Consider the following 14,955-nt stretch of genomic DNA (forward strand, 5'->3'; position numbering starts at 1 on the left):
CGGCGGCCCCAAAATGCGAGAAAGATGCAGTTGCATTCTCTTGAACGCCGCCCCATCTCCGAGGGCGCGCGCTTTCGTCGCGACGTCTCCTGCCAAGAGAGAGCATCACATGTCCTTCTACGATTCGACCGTCCCGGCCTACCTCCAGATCCTCGGCAGCCTGTCCGGCCTGCTCAGCAAGGCCGAGGCCCATTGCGAAGCCAGGAAGATCGCCCCCGAGGTGCTGCTCGGCGCACGCCTGTATCCGGACATGCTGCCGCTCTCCAAGCAGATCCAGCTCGCCTGCGACTTCGCCGCCAAGGGGTGCGCGCGGCTGTCCCACAGCGAGATCCCCAGCACGCCCGACACCGAGACGACATTCGCCGAGCTCCGCCAGCGGCTCGCCAAGACCGTCGATTACCTCAAGGCGTTCACGCCGGCGCAGTTCGACGGGGCCGATAGCCGCGACGTGACCTTTCCGAGCGGGCCCAACACCACCCTGACCCTGAAGGGGCAGGACTTCGTTAACCGCGTCTCGTTTCCCAACTTCTATTTCCACGCTGCGATCGCTCACGGCATTCTCCGCCACAACGGCGTCGACATCGGCAAGCGGGACTTCCTGGGCGTGGCCTGATCCCCTTTCGTGTACTGCGACAGGCTGTCCAGCGGACGGCCAGTCGCGGCCGCTCCATCGCGCGGCTCGTCTGCGCCGGACGGATACCTCCCGGCATTGCGCTGTTCGCGGCAATGCACAACTGACCTGAATCCCCTCCTCCCCTCCCCCTCTTCTGGAAAAACCTCGATGAGTGCATCCAAACTGTTCGAGTCGTACAAGCTCGGTCCGATCACCCTTGCCAACCGCGTCGTGATGGCGCCGCTGACGCGCAACCGCGCCGTTGAAGGCCTCGCCGCTGGTCCGCTGACGGCCGAGTACTACGCCCAGCGCGCCTCGGCCGGCCTCCTGATCTCCGAGGCGAGCCAGGTCTCGCAGCAGGGTCAGGGCTATCAGGACACGCCCGGCATCTATTCCAAGGCGCAGATCGCCGGCTGGCGCAAGGTGACCGACGCGGTGCACGCCAAGGGCGGCCGCATCTTCATCCAGCTCTGGCATGTCGGCCGCATCTCCCATGTCTCATTGCAGCCGAACGGCGGCGCACCGGTCGCGCCGTCGGCCGTTGCCGCCAAGACCAAGACCTTCGTCGGCGGCGCCTTCACCGACGTCTCAGCGCCGCGCGCGCTCGAGCTCGGCGAAATTCCCGGCATCGTCGCGGCATTCAAGCAGGCCGCATTGAATGCCGTCGAGGCCGGCTTCGACGGCGTCGAGATCCACGGCGCCAACGGCTATCTGCTCGACCAGTTCGCCAAGGACGGCGCCAACAAGCGCACCGACGCCTATGGCGGCTCGATCGAGAACCGCGCAAAGCTGATGCTCGAGGTCGCCAAGGCCGTCTCGGAGGCGATCGGCGCCGACAAGACCGGCATCCGTCTGTCGCCGGTGACGCCGGCCAACGACATCTCGGATTCCAATCCGCAGGCGCTGTTCGACTACATCGTCGACCAGCTCGCGGCACTGAATCTGGTCTACATCCACGTGATCGAGGGGGCGACGGGCGGCCCGCGCGACGTTGCACCGTTCGACTACGCCTCGCTGCGCAAGCGCTTCAAGGGCGCCTACATCGCCAACAACGGCTATGACCTCGCGCTCGCGAACAAGCAGCTCGATGCCAACGCGGCCGACCTGATCGCCTTCGGTCGGCCGTTCATCGCCAATCCCGACTTGGTCGAGCGGCTCAAGACGGGCGCAGCTCTCAACGAGCTCGACCGCGCCACCCTCTATGGCGGCGGCGAAAAGGGCTACACCGACTATCCGACGCTGAAAGCGGCGCAAGCGGCGGAGTAATCATCATCTCGTAGGGTGGGCAAAGCGCTGCCGCCAGGCGGCGCGTGCCCACCGTGCATCCGCGCAAGCGGAGGGAATGGTGGGCACGGCGCGCAAGAGACCGCGTCTGACGCAGCATGTCGCTTGCGCGCCTTTGCCTACCCTACAGCCCTGCGATCCAGCACATCCCCACCTACATCATGCTGCCCGGCAGGAAGCAGCGCACATCGATGCGCAGGCCCGTATTCAGCTCGCGATAATACACGGGCCATACCATCGTCCGGCCGGCGCGATTGGGCTCAGTCACCACGGCCTCTTCCGGAACGACCCACCATTGGCCTTCAATGCGGACACGATAGCGGCCATCCTTCGTGTCCCAATCCGTGTCCGAGAGCGCGGTGCCATCCGCATCCGAGCAGCACGGCCCCCTGCCCGAACGCAAACTCTCGAACCAGCCCTTGAGCGGAGAATTGGCATAACGCCCGTCGAGATCGCGCGCCGTCGCATCGCCAAGCAGCAGAGAATGCGCACCTATACCGCCGGCGAGAGTCGCGACCGAGATTGTCGCTCGTACCCAACGGCGGACGTGGGGCCGGCGAACGGCATCCACCAATAATGAGACGATCGATACAAGGCTTGAAGATCTACGACTCATGTGCACACCTCGCTGCTCGATACGATGCGCAATAGCTGGTCGGCTTCTGTGGCGGAAGTTCGTAGTTGACGGAGGCCAGCAGCAACTAATCGCGATGCTTCGTAAATTCCAAGAGCAGGCAACGATCCCGCTCACGAGGCCAGCGGGATAATTGCCCGAGACCCGGCGTGAGCAGGCCCCTCGACGATTCATGCAGGCTGCGTAGGGTGGGCAAAGCGGCCGCCCCGCAGGCGTCGCGTGCCCACCGTGCACCCGCGCAACCGGAGGGAATGGTGGGCACGGTGCGCGATGGAGTTCAGCTCGCGGCATGCAGTGTCGCGCGCGCCTTTGTTCACCCCACGGCAGCGGAGACGCGTCGCGCCGCGCGCTGCGACGATGCAGCGACAAAAAGGCCGGGATTGCTCCCGGCCTCTTCGACGTCGTGCTTCGCAGGCTCTGCCAAAGGCGGACTCTTCAGAACTCCGCCCGCACCTTCAGCACCGCCGACTGCTCGAGATACTGGCTGCCGACCACGGCGTTGTAGCCCAGCGAGATCGACTGACGCTCGCCGAATGCCACCAGCTTGAGCGCGGCGCCCAGCTCGGCCAGGTTGCGTTCGGGCGACGGTCCGACGGCGAAGAAGGTCGCGCCGCCGCCGGCGAAGCTTGCGGTCACGTTCTGCGCGGTGTTGCCGAACTCGTGCCGCCATGCCGCCAGCGTCTCCAGGCCGAAGCCGTAGGTCGAGGTCACCAGCAACGGAACCGAGGCGCGGAGGCCGAGGTTCGAGCGCACCGAATTGGTGGTCTGCTTGGCGATCGCGAGCGCAGCACCTGCGGTGCTGGTCTCGGTGTAGGCCTGCTGATCGAGGCGGGCATAGGTCACGCCGGCAAACGGCGTCAGCACGGCCTGATCCACCTTCACGGGCAGACCGAATTCACCGCGGAGCAGCGTCAGCCACCCCTTGTGGCTGCCGGAGGCGGTATCGGTGAAGCCCGCGAAGTTGATGCGGCGCGTGGTGGTGTAGTCGACCAGCGCGACGCCGGCGGAGCCGTTGACGTACCAGGACGGCTGGACATAGGCACCGTACACCGTGCCCTGATAGTGCTGCATCCCGACCGCATCGCCGGCGGCGGTCCGATCGTCCATCGCGCTGGTGGCATAGCCGAACGCGGCACCGACGCGGAAGGCACCATCGATCCGCTGATCGATGCCGGCAACGAGCCCCCCGGTATTGCCGCTGTAGCCGGCAACACCGGCCACGTCGCGCTGCGACGCATTGGTGCCGATCAGGCTGCCCCAGACGGTGCGTTCCGGTTCGGGCGCGATGGCCGGAGCCAGCGCTGCCTTCACCGTCGGACGGGCCTTGGTCGCATTGAAGGCCATCAGCATCGAGGTGAGCGGATCGGTGTCGTCGGCGAACGCCGAGGCGACGCGCGAATTGGGCGATGCGGCCGCGGCCGTCAGCCGGTTGTCGATCTGGTTCTGGAACAGCGATGCGGTGCTGAGCGGCACCTGGACCTGGGCGCCGTTCACGAACGGACGCAACTGATCGCCGGCGCTGCGCACCTCCCTGTCGGTGCCGAGGCTCTGCACCGCGCCGCCGAGCGCCTGCACCTGCGCGTTGCTGCCGCTGTAGCCAAGCAATCCGTTCAGCGCGGCGAGGCTGGAGGGCGAGATGCCGGCGATGGTCGCGGGCGACCGCACGGATGCATTCAGCAGCAGAGCCCCGGTGGACGTATCGGCCGTGAAACCGACCAGCGCGCCGGAGAAATCGACGTCGAGCGGCGTCGCCGACACCACCGTCGCGACGCGGTAGACATCGCCATGGCGCACGATGCCCTGAAGCGTCGGCGCGACCGTGCCCGCGCCCGCAAAGGTCACCGCGCCCGTGATGTTGCCGATCCTGGTCGACGGCGCCGCCGCGGTGCCGCCAGATCCGAAGATCGTGGTCCGCAGCACGGCGCCATCGACGAGCTGCACGCCGGCCCCGCCGCTCACGGTGACCTGCGACTTCATCAGGTCCAGCATGCCGAAATTGACGATGCTGGCGAGGCTTGTCACGCCGTCGAGCGTCAGCGAATTGCTGCCGAGGCCGTTCTGCGCGACGACGTTGCCGCTGAAGCCGGTGCCCTTGAGCAGGATGGCATTCGTGGCGCCATCCTCGTCGTTGATGGTGATGTCTCCGCCGAGCGTGCCCGTGTTGACCAGATTGAATGTGCGGGCGCCGAAGAACGTCGCCGCCTGGTTGTTGCTGGCGGCGCAGAGCGGGTCCGTGGTGTTGGTGCCGGCCGTCGGACAGGCGTTGCCGTTGGCATCCATGCCCGAGCCGGAACTGCTATAGGTGCCGGCGACGGTACCCGCGGTCGCCTTGGCAAAGGAGCCGCGCGAGGCGCTCTGGTCGACCGAGATCGATCCCGAGATCGTGCCGCTGTTGGTGATGTCATGCTCGCCCGAGCCGAGATAGAGGTTACCCTGGATCAGGCCGGCATTGGCGATGACGCTGTCGCGCGGGCCAGAGTTCGAACCGCTGCCAGTCAGCGGGAAGGTCGATCCTGCGGCGAGACCGGCGGCGGTGGTCAGCGGATTGGTATCGAGCGCCAGGATGTCGCCCTTGATCACGCCGCTGGCATTGTTGGTCAGCGTCAGCGCCTTGGTCTCCGTCACCGTCACGTTGCCGCTGGAGTCGAACTTGTAGAGCGGCGAATCCGGATTGCTGCCGGGGATGGTATCGAACTCGGCGCCGGCGAACGCTGCGATCGCCCAGTGACCGTCGTAGAAGCGGCTCGCCGCCGTCCAGCTCGTGTTGGCGATGGTGCCGGAGTTGGTGATCGAGGTGTCGGCCCGGCCGTAATAGGCAGCGGCATAGTTGCCGGTCGCCGAGATCGTACCGCCGGCGCGGTTGTTCACCACGAAGCTGTTGGTGTTGTCGTCGGAATAGAGCGCCGAGATGACCGCGAGGTTGGTGCCGTTGTACCGGCCTGTCGCCGTAGCGCCGATCGAAACGCTCAGCTTGCTCGCATCGAACGCGCCGAAGACATTCTGGGTGACGGCGAGCGTCCCGGTGTTGTTGACGGTGAACTTGTTGACCTGGCTGTCGGCGACGACGACGTGAAGCCGGCCGGCGCTGAGCTGGCTGGTGGTGAGGCTCAGCCAGCCGGCATTGTTGATGATGACGTTGTTGACCGCCGGATCCTCGGCATTGGAGAAATTGGCCGCGATCATGCCGCGATCGGCCAGGCCGGTCTGGGTGTTCGTAGTGAGATTGCGAACGGCCGTGGAGTCCAGCGTGACGATCGTCGTGGGAGGGTTGGGATTGTAGCCGGTCGCTGGAAAGACCGGGTTCGCCGGCGTATAAGAATTGCTGCCGCTCGAGGGCGTCGCTGTTGCCGCAGCGGCGTCGTACACGGTGATCGCGGAGGAGATGCTCCCGCTGCAGGTGACCGTGACACCCGGCGTCGTGCACTCGGCCCTTGCCTCGCCGACGACCATCCATGTCGACAACAACACGAAACTAGCGGCAGCCGCCTCGCTGCGCTTTTTGCTTTTTGATTTCACCTGACGCCCCACGTTACGCAATACACGGCTTCTTGTTGATGACCGATTGCATCGAAACGTTGGCAGGAACCAGCAAGGCGAACTTTTCTATGAACGCACGGGACATTGTCCAGCTAACAGCGGAATTAGTCCCATAGTAATTCGATTAATCATCATAAGCGGCTTCGCTTGAAGCACCGCTCTCCCGCCAGGTCTGAAACTTGACGACGAGGACGGCAGACCGCTCCACCGCGAAGGACATCGCAGAGATGAACTCCGCGCTCGCGGTTCCGGCACCTGCAAGACCCCGACCAGCAAATGAAAAGGCCGGGATTTCTCCCGGCCTTCTTGCCACGGTGGGGGCTGCCGTGGCGCGGCGCGGATGCGCCTATGCGTCGCTGGTCGTCCGTGGCTGAGGCTCAGAACTTCGCCCGGATGCCGGCATAGGCCGCGAGCGGCATTCCCGGCACCATGCTGCGGGGATCGTTCAACGCGAACGCCGTTCCGCCGCCGGCGGTGTTGAAGCCGGCAGGGTCGAACACGGTGCCCGCCGAGTAGTAGCGCTGGTTGAACAGGTTCTGGATCAGGCCGAACACCTCGACGTTCTTGGTCACCTGATAGGACGTGTTGACGTTCACGACCCAGTAGGCCGGAACCTTCGGATAGACGTTGGTTTCGTCGTGCAACAGGTACTGGCTGCCGACATAGTTGACGCTGGCGCCTACCTTCCAGGCGTCGGTCACGGCATATTCGGCGCCGAGCTTCAGGCGATGCGCCGGAATGCCGGGAATGTGGTTGCCTGAGACGACGCCGACCGGCACCCGGAGGAACGGATCGTTGACGTCGAAGGCGCTGCGGAATGTGGCGTCGATGAAGGTGTAGTTGGCGTAGGCGGTCCAGCGGTTCCAGGTCAGGTCCACCTTGGCCTCGACACCCTGGCGCAGGGTGGTGCCGGCGTTCTTGAAGTAGCCGCGCACCGGGTTGAGCGGATCGACCACTTGCAGGATGTCGTCGGAATTCTCGGTCCGGAACAGGCTGAGCCCCCAGCGCAGCCGCCAGCCATCATCGACCGCCACCGACTTGATCGGCGCCTTGCGGTAGGCCGGCGGATCGGCGGCGTAGGCCGAGCGGCCGCCGGAGATCTCACCGCGCAGGCCGCCTTCGACGGTGCGCGACACCACCTGCTTGAGCGGCGGATCGGCGATCAGGAAGTTGTCGATCAGGCAGGGATTGGCAGGATCGGAGCAACCGAGCTCGAGCGGGGTCGGGGCGCGGTTGGCTTCGGAGTAGCCCGCGTAGGCGGTCATATCAGGCGTGATCTTGTAGGTCAGGCCGACCACCGGGTTGAAACGCTGAAAGTTGTTGTTGCTGTTCAACAGCGGCGCGAATCCGGTCTGGTCGCGCAAGTTGATCTGGGCCCAGTTGAAGCGGCCGCCGGCCGTCAAGGCGAGCTGCGAGGTGATGTCGAAGGTGTTGGTCGCGTAGACGCCGAGATAGGTGTTCTTGGCATTCAGGTTGACCGGGGCGAGGCCCGCATTGGGCTGGTCGATATAAACGCCGAGGCCGGTGACGAACAGGTTGTTGTCGATGGTGCCGAGCTCGGAGGTCGCCTGGAAGTTGGTGTTGCCGTGGTCGACGCTGGCGCCGACGACGAAATGGTTGTCATGGCCGAAGAGCTGCGTGGTCGAGGTCGCCTGCAGCGAGCCGCCGTAGCTGTCGGTCTTGACGGTGTTGCGGTCGATCTGGCCCAGCGCCGTGTCGGCGGCGAGCGTGTTGGCAATCGGACCGTTGCGGTTGATGTCCCACGGGGTGCCTGCGGCGTCCTGAAGGACGAACACGCCACCCCCGTCCTCGACCTCGGTGCCGTTGCCGTCAACACGCGAGGACTTGTAGTTGCGGTAGTAGCCGTTGGCCTGGACCGACAGCGTGTCGGTGGGCGCCCACTTCAGGCTCGCCTGCACCATCTGCATCTGCAGGCGCAGCGACTGCGGCCAGGTGTAGACGCTCGACCAGCGCTGGTTCAGCATCTCGATCGGCGTCGCCGCGACCGAGCCGAGCTTGTTGTCGGCGCCGGTGAAGGAGAGGTGGAATTCGGTGTTGTCGCCGCGCGCGCCGAAATCGGCATACATGCGCCGGATCTGCGAGGCCGACGAATAGTCGCGCCAGCCGCGGTCATAGGCGCCTTCCGCGGCAATGTATGTCGAATAGGTGCCATTGTTCCAGCCGTATTGCGCGCCCGACTGGATCCGGCCGAACGAGCCGCCGAACAGCTGCGCTTCGCCGCCCTGGTAGTTGAAGCCGTTCTTCATCTCGATCGAGAGCGCGCCGCCGGTGGCGTTGAGGCCGAACAGCGGGTTGTTCGGCATCAGCGTCATGCGCGCGATCGCCATTTCCGGGATCAGGTCCCAGTTGACGACGTCGCCGAAGGCCTCGTTGATGCGGGTGCCGTTCTGGTAGACGGCGATGCCCTGCGGCGTCCCGAGCACCGGCGAGGCGGTCTGGCCGCGGTAGTTCAGGTCGCGCTGAAACGCGTTGCCGGTCTGGTCGCTGAGCGAGACGCCGGGCACCGATTGCAGGATGCCGTCGAGCAGCGTCGGCGCGCGGCTGTGGTCGAGCTCCCGCGCTCCGATGGTTTCGACATTGGATGGAATCTTGTCCTTCGCAATCTCGCTGCCCTGAACGGGCGAGACGCCGACCACCTCGATGGTCTGCAGGGTTTGCTGCGCGAACGCAGCCGTAGGCAGCAACGCACACGTCGCGAGAAGCGCGCTCTTCAGCGCCGGCAGTCTGGTCAAGACGTCCCCCAGTTTCTTGTCGACCGGTTCCGGCAACAGCCCACGCCCCTGAGCCCCACCCGCACCAGAACTGGTCGATTTACCCGTTTACGAACCTTAACATTCGTAAACAGCCGTCCAGTTCGTCGCAACGGGCAATATTCTTCGGCCCCTAGGGACAATCTTCCCGGATCCGGAAAGTGGAGATCAATTCGCCGGGCTCTCTCCCAGACTCGGCCGCACTGTTGCACCCGATCCTGGTTTGCAAGGGAGCTCATTGGTAGAGGGAAGCATCGGCGCCGTCGGCGCCATAGGGGCAAGACGACGTCGGATGTATCGCGTTCTTCTCGTCGACGACCACCCGGTCGTGATCACGGCCTGCCGCTGGCTGCTGAACGAAGCCGGGATCCGCTCGCTGTCCGAGGCACACGATGCCGACAGCGGGTACGACGCCTATGTCCGTGACCGGCCGGACGTCGCGATCGTCGATCTGCGTCTGCACGGGCAGGAGCTCGGCGGCATCCGTCTGATCGAACGCATGCGGTCGCACGATCCCCGCGCCCGGATCCTGGTCTTCAGCATGCATGCCGATCCGCGCATCGTCCGCTCGGCGATCGACGCCGGCGCCAGCGGCTATCTGCTGAAGGACGCGCCGCCGCACGAGCTGCCCAGGGCGTTGGAGCAGGTGCGCGCCGGCGGCACCTATCTCGATCCGCAGCTCGCCACCCGCATCGCCCTGCTCCGCGCCGACCCCGACGGCATGGCTGCCCCTGCGCTGACCCCGCGCGAGCGCCAGGCGCTGGCGCTGCTGGCCGAGGCGAAATCCTATCAGGCGATCGCCGACCATCTCGGCATCAGCTACAAGACCGTCATCAACCTGACCTACCGGCTGCGGCAGAAGCTCGGGGCCCGCAGCCTGCCCGACCTGGTTCGTCTCGCAGTGGAAATGTCCCGCCCGAGCTGAAACGCGAGGGGCCTGCGACAGTCTCCCGTCGCAGGCCCCGTGAGTCCATGTCCTGGTCGCGTCCGATACGGACGGCGCCTCACTTCAGCAGCTTGGCGACCGACTTCAGCTCTTTCGAATCGAGCGTGCCGTCGTTGTCAGGATCGGCCGCCTTGAAGCGGCCTTCCACCAGCGCGAGATACTCGTCCTTGGTCAGCGTGCCGTCATTGTCCGGATCCGCGGCCTTGAGATCCTTGGCCGAAACGCGGCCGCGCAGCTCCTTGGCGTCGAGCGTGCCGTCATGGTCGCGATCGAGACGATCGAACAGCGCGCCGGCGGCCGTGCGGACCTCGCTCATGTCGGCGGTGCCGTCCTTGTCGGGGTCGATCGCGGTCAGCAGCTTGGAAGGGGCCGGTGCACTGACAGCCATCGTCGACGTGCCGACGATCGCGGCCATGCCGACGGCAGCGGCCGTCATCATCAGTTTCCAATTCATCGAATTGATCCTTTGTCTCCGCCGTCCGAGGCGCGGCGATGAAGGGCACGAAAACAACGTATGCGAGCGTCGCTGGTTTCATCGGCAACGCGCCACACATCGCTTTGACGTATGGGAGGCCCTGTCATTTCGCAAGTGCAAGAACGCGACGCCCGGGAAATTCCCGCAAGAGCGTCGGGACTAGAACCTCGGTCCGTGCAGGAAATATCTCCCCGGACGGTCGCGACGCGGACCGCTATCGTGGTCGAAGGTGCCTCCCTCCGCCTCGGCCCGGGCGTTGGCGACGTGGCGTCTGCGCTTGGCGACATGCCTTGCGGTTTTGGCATCGCTCCCCGACAATGCGTGTTGGGCTTGCCCAACCTGACTTCTCTTGCCGGCGTGGGTTTGACTCCACCAGGCTTCCAATTGGTCCCGCAGCGTCTCCTCCGCGAAGGCGCGTCCGTCCAGCAGCAGCGTGGGCAGGAGGAGCGCGACGATCAGCCCCAGCCGCATCAGCTGAGTGGACGAGCGGCGACGATGACCGGGTGTGCGAAGCACGGGCGTGTCCATTCTCTGGCTGATCCGGCGATCAGCAATGCATGCTGCAACCGATGTTTTCCTCGCTCTATGACCTCAATGTGTTTGCAACACGCCACATTCATCACCGTGTTGAGATTCACTCGCGAAATGGCCGCCATATTGTCTCGGTCAAAATGTCCCGTTCGACTTGCCAAAACATCCCTATTCCTCACCGAAACAGGAAAGGCCGGAGCAAATGCGGCATTCAACGACTGATCGTTTCCCGATCGCGTCATCTTTCAGCCGACAGGCCCGCATGTTTTCGCCCCGCCGACTCGCTAGCTCATCAGTTGAAGGGAGCGCGGGGACATGCAGCCGAACGGCATCGCCAGGAGTGCAAAAAGACGATCGCGATTGTACATGGCTGCCGGTGCTCTCGTGCTCGCGCCGTTCGGCGCAGCGGCCGAGGAGATCCAGGGCAATGACCCCGCCTCGCCCGGACATTTCCAGGTCGAGCAGCGCTTCGGCTATCTGACGACTTTCAATCCGCAACAGAACGGCGGACGCCGCGTGCCGCAGCGTGCGGTCACCGGCGAGACCGAGATCGGCTACTCGCCGACCGAATGGTACGAGATCGCGTTGACCTCGCCCTACGCCTTTGCCCGCACCAATGTGCCGATGGCGCTGGGCAACGTGATGGACAACGGCGTGCCCGGCTATTCATTCCAGTCCGGCGGCGTCACCATTCGCCAGACCTTCATCCAGGGCGACCGGCTCGAGCGCACCGTCTTCCTCGGCCTGGTGTCACGCACCATCCTGGCGCCGCAGGGCGGCCTGACGCCCGATCTGTGGGTCGCCAACAAGGCCGGCGCCGGCCAGCCCGGCGCGCCGCGCTTCGTGCAGGAGGCCACGCCGCGGGTGGCGCAGATGTTCACGCCGATCATCGGCGTCAACCTGCCCAACGACTATCAGCTCATCTTCAACGCCAACATGACCTTCGGCATCGACGGCGCCGGCTCGGCGTTCGAGCCGTCGGTGCGCTTCGTCAAGCGCCTCAGCGACCGCTGGACCGTCGGCATCGAGCATTTCTCCAATCTCGGACCGTTCGGCTACATCCTGCCCTGGAATCAGCAGATGCAGACGCTCTACGCAGTCGCCGACACCCGCTTCAAGGGCTTCGAGCTCAGCTTCGGCCTCGGCTACGGCCTGACCAACGCCTCGCGTGGCCTCGCCGTCAAGACCAGCATCGGCAAGGATTTCTGATCCGCGCGCCTTCATCCCGTGACCAATCATAAGAAAAGGACACTCGTCATGCGTCGCCTCGTCACCGCCTGCGCGCTTCTCATGCTGGCCGGCTCCGCCGCGTCCGCCGAGGACGGCCCGCGCTTTCTCAATCGCACCGGCCAGACCATCGTGAAGATGTACCTGGCGGCCGCGGGCACCAAGACCTGGGGCGCCGACCAGTGCAAGAACGACGACGAGGGCGAGGTCGACCACAACGAGCGCATGACCTTGGTCGGCGTGAAGTCCGGCCGCTACGACATCAAGCTGTCCGAAAAGGGCGGCCGCACCTGCGTCGCCAAGAACATCGAGCTCAAGGAAGGCGCGCAGTTCGTCGTGCGCGATACGGATCTGACCGAGTGCAGCAAATAAGCGGCACGCGGCGGCACCGGTATCGCCCTGGATGGCGCCGCGTTCAGCGCGGCCTCAGATGCAGCGGCACCGTGCGCGAGACCTGCGCCTGAGCCATCGCCGGCGGAAAACGCGGAAACGGCGCGGCGCGCTCGATGATGCCCATCGCCGCGCGGTCCAGCGCCGGTGAGCCCGAGCTGCCGGCGAGCCGCCGCGACAGCAGCCGTCCGTTACGATCGATCACGACGTTCAGCATGACGGTGCCGCTCGCGCCATTGCCGTCGGAGGGATAGGCCGCGGCGCGGCGGATCTGCGCCACCACCTCGGCGTTCCAACTGGCCTGGCCCTCGCGCGCCCCGACGCTGTCCTCGCCGGGATTGGGCGCCGACGCGACACGTGAAGGCCGGGCCGCCGGCGCCGCAGCCGGCTTCGGCGGCGCGGACTTCCTCTCGGCCTTCTTCGTTTCCTTCTTCTCGACCGGCTTGCGCTCGACACGCTCGGGCACGGGAACGGGCTTCGGCTCCGGCGGCTTCGCCTCGATCGGTTTTGGTGGTGGCGGCGGCGGCAGAACGACATCGTCCGCACGCGGCGGCTCGGGCGCGAGGGCGACCTGCGGCGCGGGCTCCGGCGAGGGAATGACATCCGGCTCTAGGTCAGGCTGGGCCACGACCTGCGGCTCCGGCTCGGAGGGAGCCGGCGGGACAGGCTCAGCGACGGCCTCACGCGCGACCGGCTCGTCCTTCACCTGCTCTTCCTTCGGCGGCTCCGCCGGCGGCGGCTCGGACGCCGGCGCATCCTGCGCCGTCGGCGCCGGCTCGCTCACCACCGCCGGGGTGAACACGACGTCGAAGGCCGGCGCCTGGGCACGCCCCTGCGGCGCGGGGCGCAGCAGCAGATAGCCGACGGCGAGCCCGACATGCAGCGCGGCCACCACCAGCGCAGCGATGGTCCACAGCGTCCGCTCACGGCGCTGCTCGTGTTCGAACGGATCGAGCGTCAGGACGCTCACTGCGCGCCCCGGTCTTCCAGTGCGACGAGTGCGACCTTGGTATAGCCGGCGCGGCGCAACGTGTTCATCAGCGCCATCACCTCGCCATAGGGCAGCGTCTGATCGGCGCGCAGCAGCACGCGCTGCTCATGATCGGACTTGGTGGCGGCATCGAGCGAGGCGGCGATGTCGGCCTGCGCCACGCTCTGGTCGCCGACGGCGAGCGAGCGGTCGGCCTTGAAGGTGACGAAGACCGGCGTCTCCGCGCGCGGCTGCGGCTCGGCCGAGATCGCCGGCAGGTTGACCGGGACGTCGACCGTGGCGAGCGGCGCGGCGACCATGAAGATGATCAGGAGCACCAGCATGACGTCGATGAACGGCGTCACGTTGATGTCGTGCGTCTCCTCGAACTCGTCGGTGCGCCGGGCGAGCTTGACGGCCATGGCTCACTCCGCCGGATTGGCGATCGACAGCATCGGCGCCTCGACCGCGCGGATGGTGCTGCGCCGCGCCTCGGCGGGCCCCGCATGCTGCCGGTCGAGATCGCGGCTGAGCAGCCGCATCACCGCCACCGATGCATCGGCGATGACGGCGCGATAGCCGCCGGTGGCGCGCGCGAACAGGTTGTAGATCACGACCGCGGGAATCGCGGCGGCGAGGCCGAAGGCGGTCGCGAGCAGCGCTTCCGCGATGCCCGGCGCCACCACCGCGAGGTTGGTCGTATGCGCATGCGAGATGCCGATGAAGCTGTTCATGATGCCCCAGACCGTGCCGAACAGGCCGACGAACGGGCCGACGGCGCCGACGGTGGCGAGAATGCCGATGCCGCGGCCGATGCGCGCCACCGCCGCCGCCTCGATCCGCTCGAACTGCCAGGAGACACGCTCCTTGATGCCGTCGGCAGGCAGGCCGCGCGACTTGTCGATCTCGTCGTCGGCCAGGGCGAGAAGTCGGCCGACCACACCCTCATCGGCCGAAATGCGTCCTGTCGCATCGGCCAAGGAGCGGGCCGCCATGGTGATGCCGAGCGCGCCGCGGGCCGTGCGCAGCGCCGAGCGGAGCTGAATGGTCTTGACGACCAGCACCGTCCAGGTTGCCACCGAGGCCAACGCCAAGCCGATCATCACCGACTTCACGACGATGTCGGCCTGCATGAACATGGTCCAGGGCGACAACGCCTCCGGCAGCGTGCTCGCGATATTGGCGATGTGCGCCTGATCCATGGCCGTACTCCCTGTAAGGGACCTTGGGGGTCCTCGATGCAGCCGCGGAGCCCCGTGCCGTCCACCGTTCTCCCCGGAGGGCTCTTGGTTTTGATACCCGGGCAGAGCTGCAATGGAACGGCTGCACTGTTCGCAAGCCGAGAGTGCCGCCTGTTCTCGGCAGCTTCAAGACACTTGCCTCATGGAATATGTCCCCAGGCCGATGGGAAGAATTCCCGGATGGAACGGGCGCGAGCGGTTGCTGCGCTACGGTGGTGCGCATCGGCCTCAAGTTCGCGCAGCTCGAGCCGGCGAGGGCACCGCTCGCATCACCGCGGACGATGAGTCCGGAGGCGGCACCCGAGTTCAGTTGTCCGGCCCGACCGTATATGATCG

At 66.0% G+C, this 14,955-nt stretch carries 13 protein-coding genes; 5 read left to right on the top strand and 8 right to left on the bottom strand.

Going from position 1 to position 14,955, the window contains the following annotated elements:
• Positions 1–109 precede the first annotated feature (109 nt).
• Positions 110–613, top strand: coding sequence for a DUF1993 domain-containing protein (locus tag ACQR1D_RS27115; protein ID WP_316178084.1), 504 nt, complete (start codon positions 110–112; stop codon positions 611–613).
• A gap of 168 nt (positions 614–781) precedes the next feature.
• Positions 782–1,879, top strand: a complete 1,098-nt coding sequence (locus ACQR1D_RS27120) for an alkene reductase (protein WP_434839096.1) — start codon at positions 782–784, stop codon at positions 1,877–1,879.
• Positions 1,880–2,051: 172 nt separating this feature from the next.
• Here ACQR1D_RS27120 and ACQR1D_RS27125 read toward each other — a convergent pair whose 3' ends face one another.
• From ACQR1D_RS27125 to ACQR1D_RS27135, 3 genes are all read right to left on the bottom strand, one after another.
• Positions 2,052–2,420 (bottom strand): hypothetical protein, encoded by a 369-nt coding sequence (locus tag ACQR1D_RS27125; protein WP_409997934.1) that lies wholly within the window; start codon positions 2,418–2,420, stop codon positions 2,052–2,054.
• A gap of 546 nt (positions 2,421–2,966) precedes the next feature.
• Complete coding sequence (locus tag ACQR1D_RS27130) at positions 2,967–5,999, bottom strand: autotransporter domain-containing protein (RefSeq protein WP_434894190.1); 3,033 nt, start codon at positions 5,997–5,999, stop codon at positions 2,967–2,969.
• A gap of 446 nt (positions 6,000–6,445) precedes the next feature.
• Positions 6,446–8,821, bottom strand: coding sequence for a TonB-dependent receptor (locus tag ACQR1D_RS27135; protein WP_434839099.1), 2,376 nt, complete (start codon positions 8,819–8,821; stop codon positions 6,446–6,448).
• Between the two features lie 310 nt (positions 8,822–9,131).
• Here ACQR1D_RS27135 and ACQR1D_RS27140 point away from each other — a divergent pair, with 310 nt between their 5' ends.
• The gene (locus tag ACQR1D_RS27140) at positions 9,132–9,764 is read left to right on the top strand and encodes a response regulator transcription factor (protein WP_434839100.1); all 633 of its coding nucleotides are present in this window, start codon (positions 9,132–9,134) and stop codon (positions 9,762–9,764) included.
• 79 nt (positions 9,765–9,843) lie between these two features.
• Here ACQR1D_RS27140 and ACQR1D_RS27145 read toward each other — a convergent pair whose 3' ends face one another.
• Together ACQR1D_RS27145 and ACQR1D_RS27150 are read right to left on the bottom strand one after the other, a co-directional pair.
• Complete coding sequence (locus ACQR1D_RS27145) at positions 9,844–10,200, bottom strand: EF-hand domain-containing protein (RefSeq protein ID WP_315802873.1); 357 nt, start codon at positions 10,198–10,200, stop codon at positions 9,844–9,846.
• 219 nt (positions 10,201–10,419) lie between these two features.
• On the bottom strand, positions 10,420–10,788 hold the full coding sequence (locus ACQR1D_RS27150) for a hypothetical protein (protein ID WP_434839101.1): 369 nt from the start codon (positions 10,786–10,788) through the stop codon (positions 10,420–10,422).
• 369 nt (positions 10,789–11,157) lie between these two features.
• Between ACQR1D_RS27150 and ACQR1D_RS27155 the strand changes: the two genes are divergently transcribed.
• Positions 11,158–12,000, top strand: a complete 843-nt coding sequence (locus tag ACQR1D_RS27155; protein WP_316217355.1) for a hypothetical protein — start codon at positions 11,158–11,160, stop codon at positions 11,998–12,000.
• A 48-nt stretch (positions 12,001–12,048) separates the two neighbouring features.
• A complete protein-coding gene (locus tag ACQR1D_RS27160; RefSeq protein WP_315717331.1) occupies positions 12,049–12,390 on the top strand; it encodes a hypothetical protein in 342 nt (113 codons plus the stop codon).
• Positions 12,391–12,433: 43 nt separating this feature from the next.
• Here the strand turns inward: ACQR1D_RS27160 and ACQR1D_RS27165 are convergent, their stop codons facing one another.
• The 3 genes from ACQR1D_RS27165 to exbB are packed head-to-tail and all read right to left on the bottom strand — an operon-like array spanning position 12,434 to position 14,580.
• Positions 12,434–13,378, bottom strand: a complete 945-nt coding sequence (locus ACQR1D_RS27165) for a TonB family protein (RefSeq protein WP_434839102.1) — start codon at positions 13,376–13,378, stop codon at positions 12,434–12,436.
• Positions 13,375–13,800 (bottom strand): TonB system transport protein ExbD, encoded by a 426-nt coding sequence (gene exbD / locus ACQR1D_RS27170; protein WP_315802739.1) that lies wholly within the window; start codon positions 13,798–13,800, stop codon positions 13,375–13,377. The genes ACQR1D_RS27165 and exbD overlap by 4 nt, the downstream gene beginning before the upstream one ends.
• Positions 13,801–13,803: 3 nt before the next feature.
• Positions 13,804–14,580, bottom strand: a complete 777-nt coding sequence (gene exbB / locus ACQR1D_RS27175) for a tonB-system energizer ExbB (RefSeq protein ID WP_434839103.1) — start codon at positions 14,578–14,580, stop codon at positions 13,804–13,806.
• Between the last annotated feature and the right edge of the window lie 375 nt (positions 14,581–14,955).

This window comes from Bradyrhizobium sp. HKCCYLRH2047, from assembly GCF_051168175.1.
GTDB lineage: Bacteria > Pseudomonadota > Alphaproteobacteria > Rhizobiales > Xanthobacteraceae > Bradyrhizobium.